Source organism: Burkholderia sp. 22088 (assembly GCF_052045915.1).
In the GTDB taxonomy this organism is placed as follows: domain Bacteria; phylum Pseudomonadota; class Gammaproteobacteria; order Burkholderiales; family Burkholderiaceae; genus Burkholderia; species Burkholderia cepacia.
In genome coordinates this window covers 140,417-146,792 of sequence record NZ_JBQEPY010000025.1, presented here as the reverse complement: position 1 = coordinate 146,792, position 6,376 = coordinate 140,417, and the positions used below count along the sequence as shown (strand labels likewise).

Below are 6,376 nucleotides of genomic sequence, written 5' to 3'. Positions count from 1 at the left end.
GCCACCACCGGAAGAACCACCACCGGAAGAACCACCACCGGAAGAACCACCACCGGAAGAACCACCACCGGAAGAACCACCACCGGAAGAACCACCACCGGAAGAACCACCACCGGAAGAACCACCACCGGAAGAACCGCCGCCGGAAGACCCACCGCCGGAGGAACCCCCACCGGAAGACCCTCCCGAACCACCGTTACCAGACGCGTTGCCACCGCGGCCCGAGCCACCCGAACCGCTCGTGCCGCCGGATGTTCCGCTCGTCGTTCCGCCGACGCCGGCAGGTCCGACGGTACCGTTCCCGTTGTTGCCGTTGCCGTTGCCGCTGCCGCCGCCGCCGCCATTGCCATTTCCGCTACCGGGGCTGCTGCCGCTGCCATTGCCGGTCGCACCAGCGCCATTCCCGCCGGCGCGCCCACCGGCGAAGACGTGCACCGAGCACGCAGCCGGATTCGCTGCGCACGGCGAAGCGTCGTCGACCAGCATCATGACGGCGTCCGCGCCGGCAACGGCATCGGGCGCGGAGTCCGGTGTCGCGTCCTGTGCGACGGCATACGAGCAGCAGCACGCGAACGCGGCTGCGGCGAACAAGGTTGCGCGATGGCACCGTCCCGTCGTGCGGAACGGTCGTTTCGTCTTGAGCATCATGGCCTCCCCATGCGCGCGATGCCTCGTCGCCGCGCGGCAATCTACGTGTAGTGCAGGGGGCCGGTAAAGGTTCGTAGTCCTGTCGGCAGCCGATCGCCTTCGGGCCGGCGCTGGACGCCAGCCTCGATCGCGGAGCGGCATGCGGGCCCGCCATGCGAAGCCCTATCTGCCAGATCCGTGCCATCGGCCGCTTGAGCCCGCGGCTCAAGGCGCGCGCAGCGCGCGACGGCGCATGCAACGTCTTTGGTAGGAGTTTTGTTTCCGGAATGAAACGTCTGAGCTAAGTTCAGCGCGCGGGCGCATCGGCCGCGCGCTGCCAGCGGTGGAACAGGATCGATGCGATCCAGCAGACGAGGAACAGGGCGACGATGCCGTAGCCGATCGAGCCGAAGCGCTCGCCGACTGCATCGAGCGCGTCGCGCACGGGGCCCGTCAGCGACAACTTGTCGGCCAGCAGGCCGGCTGCCTCGATCCCGCCGATCGCCAGCGCGACGGCCGCCGACACGAACGTGATGCTCGCGTTGTAGAGCAGCTTGCGCTGCGGATCGTCCATTGCCCAGCCGTACGCGTGAATCATCAGCACGTTATCGGTCGAGTCGATCAGCGTCATGCCGGCGGTGAAAAGCGCGGGAAACAGCATGACCGTATAGACCGGCAGCCCCTGGCTCGCCTGTGCGGCCGCGATCGCGAGCAGGCCGATTTCGGTTGCAGTATCGAAACCGAGCCCGAACAGCACGCCGACCGGATACATGTGCCAGCTCTTCGACACGAACCGGAACAGCGGACGCAGCAGCCGCGACACGAGCCCGGCCGGGCGGTGCACATGCGCCGCATCGTGCCCATGCCCGTGCGTGCCGCGATAGCGCCGCCACACGTCGCGCAGGATCGCCAGGTTCACGCACGCGAGCACGAGCAGGAAGGTGGCCGACACCGCCGTGCCGATCGTGCCACCGATCTCGCGGAACGCATCGAACCGGTCGCGCAGCGCGAATGCCGTCAGCGCGATGCCGAGCGTCGCGGCGATCACGATCGTCGAATGGCCGAGCGAGAAGAACAGCCCGACGCTCACCGGACGCTGGCCGTCCTGCATCAGCTTGCGCGTGGCAACGTCGATCGCGGCGATGTGATCGGCGTCGACCGCGTGACGCAGCCCGAGCCCGTAAGCGATCGCTGCGGTGCCGAGCAGCAGCGGATGATCGCGCAACACGGCGAGCGCCCACAGCCAGACGGCGGCGTTCGCGGCGATCAGGCCGGCATAGAGGATCAGCAGGCGGCGCAGGGCAGGGGTGGGCGGCATCGGGACGTTCCATCTGACGATTCGCGCTGCATTGTGGCACGCGAAAAAAATACCGGTCGTGCCGATCAAAAAAGCCGCGTGCACGGCGTGCACGAATGAAAAAAGGCCCGTCCGGTTCCGGACGGGCCTTGCTGCGTGCGACAGCGCGAGATCGCGCCGCGCTTACTTCACTTTCGCGCTGATCACGCCTTCCGATACGTTGGCCGGCGTTTCCGCGTACTGCTTGAACTCCATCGTGTAGGTTGCGCGGCCCTGCGTGGCCGAACGCAGCGACGTCGAATAGCCGAACATCTCCGCAAGCGGCACCTCGGCGCGCACGAGCTTGCCGCCGCCGCCCGCGATGTCTTCCATCCCCTGCACGATGCCGCGACGGCTCGACAGGTCGCCCATCACGTTGCCCATGAACTCCTCGGGCGTCTCGACTTCGACCGCCATCATCGGCTCGAGCAGCACCGGCTTCGCGCGGCGCATCGCTTCCTTGAACGCCATCGAGCCGGCCATCCGGAACGCGTTTTCGTTCGAGTCGACGTCGTGGTACGAGCCGAACGTCAGGTGCACCTTCACGTCGACGACCGGGTAGCCCGCGAGCACGCCGCTCTTCAGCGTTTCGGTGATGCCCTTGTCGACGGCCGGGATGAATTCACGCGGAATCACGCCGCCCTTGATCTCGTCGAGGAACTCGTAGCCCTTGCCGGGGTTCGGCTCGAGCGTGATCACCGCATGGCCGTACTGACCGCGGCCACCCGACTGCTTGACGAACTTGCCCTCGACGTCGGACGCCGTCGTGCGCACCGTCTCGCGATACGCGACCTGCGGCTTGCCGACCGTCGCTTCGACGCCGAATTCACGCTTCATCCGGTCGACCAGGATTTCGAGGTGAAGCTCGCCCATCCCCGAAATGATCGTCTGGCCGGACTCTTCGTCGGTCTGCACGCGGAACGACGGATCTTCCTGCGCGAGACGGTTCAGCGCGAGGCCCATCTTTTCCTGGTCGGCCTTCGTCTTCGGCTCGACGGCCTGCGAGATCACCGGTTCCGGGAATTCCATCTTCTCGAGGATGATCGGCTTCGCCGGATCGCACAGCGTGTCGCCGGTGGTCGCTTCCTTCAGGCCGACGGCCGCCGCGATGTCGCCCGCGCGCACTTCCTTGATTTCCTTGCGCTCGTTCGCGTGCATCTGCAGGATCCGGCCGAGCCGTTCCTTCTTGTCCTTCGTCGCGTTCAGCACCGTGTCGCCGGATTCGACGACGCCCGAATACACACGGAAGAAGATCAGCTGACCGACGAACGGGTCGGTCATGATCTTGAACGCGAGCGACGAGAACGGCTCGTCGTCGCTCGGATGACGTTCCGCCGGTTTTTCCGGATCGTGGAAGTCGTGGCCGAGGATCGCGGGCACGTCGACGGGCGACGGCAGGTAGTCGATCACCGCGTCGAGCATCGCCTGCACGCCCTTGTTCTTGAACGCGCTGCCGCACAGCATCGGCACGATCTCGTTCGCGATCGTGCGTTTGCGCAGCGCGGCCTTGATCTCGTCCTCGGTCAGCGATTCATGGTCGTGCAGATACTTCTCGAGCAGTTCCTCGCTCGCTTCCGCCGCGGCCTCGACCATCTTCTCGCGCCATTCGTGCGCGAGCTCGACGAGGTTCGCGGGGATGTCCTCGTACGTGAACTTCACGCCCTGGCTTTCGTCGTCCCACACGATCGCCTTCATCTTCACGAGGTCGACGACGCCCTGGAAATGATCCTCCGCGCCGATCGGAATCTGGATCGGCACGGCGACGCCTTTCAGGCGCTCGCCGATCTGCCGCTGCACGCGGAAGAAATCGGCGCCGATGCGGTCCATCTTGTTGACGAACGCGATGCGCGGCACCTTGTACTTGTTGGCCTGGCGCCAGACGGTTTCGGACTGCGGCTGCACGCCGCCGACCGAGTCGTAGACCATGCACGCGCCGTCGAGCACGCGCATCGAGCGCTCGACTTCAATCGTGAAGTCGACGTGCCCGGGCGTGTCGATGATGTTGATCCGGTGCTCCGGATAGTTGCCGGCCATGCCCTTCCAGAAGGCCGTGGTCGCGGCCGACGTGATCGTGATGCCGCGTTCCTGCTCCTGCTCCATCCAGTCCATCGTGGCCGCGCCGTCGTGCACTTCACCGATCTTGTGGCTCACGCCGGTGTAAAACAGGATGCGCTCGGTCGTCGTGGTCTTGCCGGCATCGATGTGAGCACTGATCCCGATATTGCGATAGCGCTCGATGGGGGTTTTGCGGGGCACGTGAACCTCCTTAGGTTCGGATCGTAAGCGGGCCGGCTGGGCCGGCCCGGGCTGGACTAGCGAGATTTAAAGGATAGCGCTTGTCCGTGGCTTTTGCAGATGCGGGCAGTGTTGGCCGAATCAAGGCGGGCGCCGCCGCCGGCAGGCGAAAAAAAGCCGGCGCGCAACGGGCGGCCGGCTTGGGTCGGTACGCGGCGCGGCGTGACGTGACGCGGGTCGGGTCGGCGGCGCGGCGATATCCGTTACTGGGCTTGCGGCAGCCCTTCGAGCTTCATCCCGGGCTTGATGCCCTTCGCCGCGAACCAGCCCTTGCTCATTTCGAGGGCATAGACGCCGTTGTTGCGCGGGCAGTGGTTGTCGGTCGTCTCGGCCTTCATCTCGTCGATGTCGGTGATCGTGCCGTCCGCGCGGATGAACGCGATCGACAGCGGGATCAGCGTGTTCTTCATCCAGAAGCAGTGCACTGCGTTCTCGTTGAACACGAACAGCATGCCTTCGTTCGGCGCGAGCTGCGAACGGTACATCAGCCCCTGTTCGCGGTCGGGGTCGTTCGCGGCGACGGCCGCGTCGATCACGTACATGCCGGCGCGCAGCTTCACGCGCGGGAATTCGCTCGGCTGCTTGGCGCCGGGCGGCACTTGCGCGCTGGCGGCCTGCATGCCGAGCGCGAGGACGGCGAGCGCGGCGGGAAACACGGCGGCGCGCGCAAGGCGGCCGAGCGACGAGCGCAGGGAGAATTGCACAGCAAGGCTCCTATCTGGAAAACAAGACCCGCATGGTACGCGATGCACGCCGACGGGCACATAAAAGAAAAAGGCAGATCGCCTCGCGGTGATCTGCCTTTCAACGCCGTAAGAACGGCAAGACTGCGTGTTCTTGACTGCGTTATTACAGCAAGCTTACTTAGTTCGAAGCAGCTGCCGGTGCTGCTGCGTCGCTTGCTGCAGCCTTCTTCGATGCCTTGTGGTGCTTCTTAGCTGCGTGGTGCTTCTTAGCAGCGTGCTTAGCCGGTGCCGAAGCAGCTTCAGCAGCAGCCGGAGCAGCTTCCGGAGCCGATGCTTGTGCGAAAGCAGCCGTTGCGAAGAGGCCAGCGACCAGAGCGGCGATCAGTTTGTTCATGTTGTGTTCCTCAGCTTTAGTTAATTAACCAAATGACCCGGCAATAGGAGTCATGTCGTCTAACGGTGCCATCCACCTTTCGGTTGACAGACGCTTCGAGAAATTTCTCATTGCGCTGCGGGCGCCGAATCGTATTCGATAAAAACGTCGCTTTCGTGACGCAAACACGGCTCGGCTGCCAATGCCGGATAGCTAAGGTTGGCATCTGCGTGGTTTAACGCGCGATCTTCGCGGGCGGTTGACGAAAAAGATGACGAAAAATTCGCCCGTCCCGAATTCGTCATCCGGCGGGCGCGAAACCGTCCCACGGCGCGCGCGGCGGCAGCGCGATTGTTTCTCCCGGTGCAATGTCGAGCGCGAATATATCCAGTGCACCGATGCCGACGCGTACCAGGCGCAACGTCGGGAAGCCGACGGCCGCCGTCATCCGGCGCACCTGCCGGTTCTTGCCTTCGGTGATCGCGAGTTCGATCCACGTCGTCGGAATCGCGGCGCGGTAGCGGATCGGCGGGTTGCGCGGCCATAGCGCGTCGGGCGGTTCGATGAATTCGGCGCGGCATGGCCGCGTCACGTAGTCGCCGAGGTCGACGCCGCGCGCGAGCGCCTTCAGGTCGGCGGCGCCCGGCGCGCCCTCGACCTGTGCCCAGTAGCGCTTCACGAGCTTGTGGCGCGGCTCGGCGATGCGCGCCTGCAGCGCGCCGTCGTCGGTGAGCAGCAGCAACCCCTCGCTTTCCGCGTCGAGCCGGCCGGCCGCGTAGACGCCGGGCGTTTTTACCCAGTCGCCGAGCGACGGGCGCGTCTCGTGCGCGGAAAACTGGCAAATCGTGCCGAACGGCTTGTTGAGGGCGATCAGGTTCATGGCGGGTCGTCCGCCCGGCGCGTCGCAGGAGGCGGGGGCGGGCGGTCTATGGCAAATGGCGGAATCTTAATGCATAATACGGAACGCCAAGTCCTCTGTCTTATATAAGACATAAGTGGGGTCTTGATACGCAGTGCCGCGCTTCATGCCGAAGTGCCCGGTTGGGGCGCTAGAATAGC

Annotated in this window: 5 protein-coding genes and 1 pseudogene; all 6 read right to left on the bottom strand. The window is 65.1% G+C overall.

Going from position 1 to position 6,376, the window contains the following annotated elements; all coding sequences use genetic code 11:
- Positions 1 to 645: pseudogene (locus ACTJLD_RS37010) on the bottom strand (hypothetical protein); the annotation flags it as partial.
- A gap of 289 nt (positions 646 to 934) precedes the next feature.
- On the bottom strand, positions 935 to 1,945 hold the full coding sequence (locus tag ACTJLD_RS37005; protein ID WP_060174861.1) for a HoxN/HupN/NixA family nickel/cobalt transporter: 1,011 nt from the start codon (positions 1,943 to 1,945) through the stop codon (positions 935 to 937).
- Between the two features lie 162 nt (positions 1,946 to 2,107).
- On the bottom strand, positions 2,108 to 4,219 hold the full coding sequence (gene fusA / locus ACTJLD_RS37000; protein ID WP_027786656.1) for an elongation factor G: 2,112 nt from the start codon (positions 4,217 to 4,219) through the stop codon (positions 2,108 to 2,110).
- A 242-nt stretch (positions 4,220 to 4,461) separates the two neighbouring features.
- Positions 4,462 to 4,962, bottom strand: coding sequence for a DUF192 domain-containing protein (locus ACTJLD_RS36995; protein WP_027786657.1), 501 nt, complete (start codon positions 4,960 to 4,962; stop codon positions 4,462 to 4,464).
- A gap of 160 nt (positions 4,963 to 5,122) precedes the next feature.
- The gene (locus ACTJLD_RS36990; protein WP_011352970.1) at positions 5,123 to 5,338 is read right to left on the bottom strand and encodes a hypothetical protein; all 216 of its coding nucleotides are present in this window, start codon (positions 5,336 to 5,338) and stop codon (positions 5,123 to 5,125) included.
- Between the two features lie 280 nt (positions 5,339 to 5,618).
- Entirely contained in the window at positions 5,619 to 6,197 is a 579-nt protein-coding gene (locus tag ACTJLD_RS36985) for a pseudouridine synthase (RefSeq protein ID WP_440661222.1), read from the bottom strand.
- Between the last annotated feature and the right edge of the window lie 179 nt (positions 6,198 to 6,376).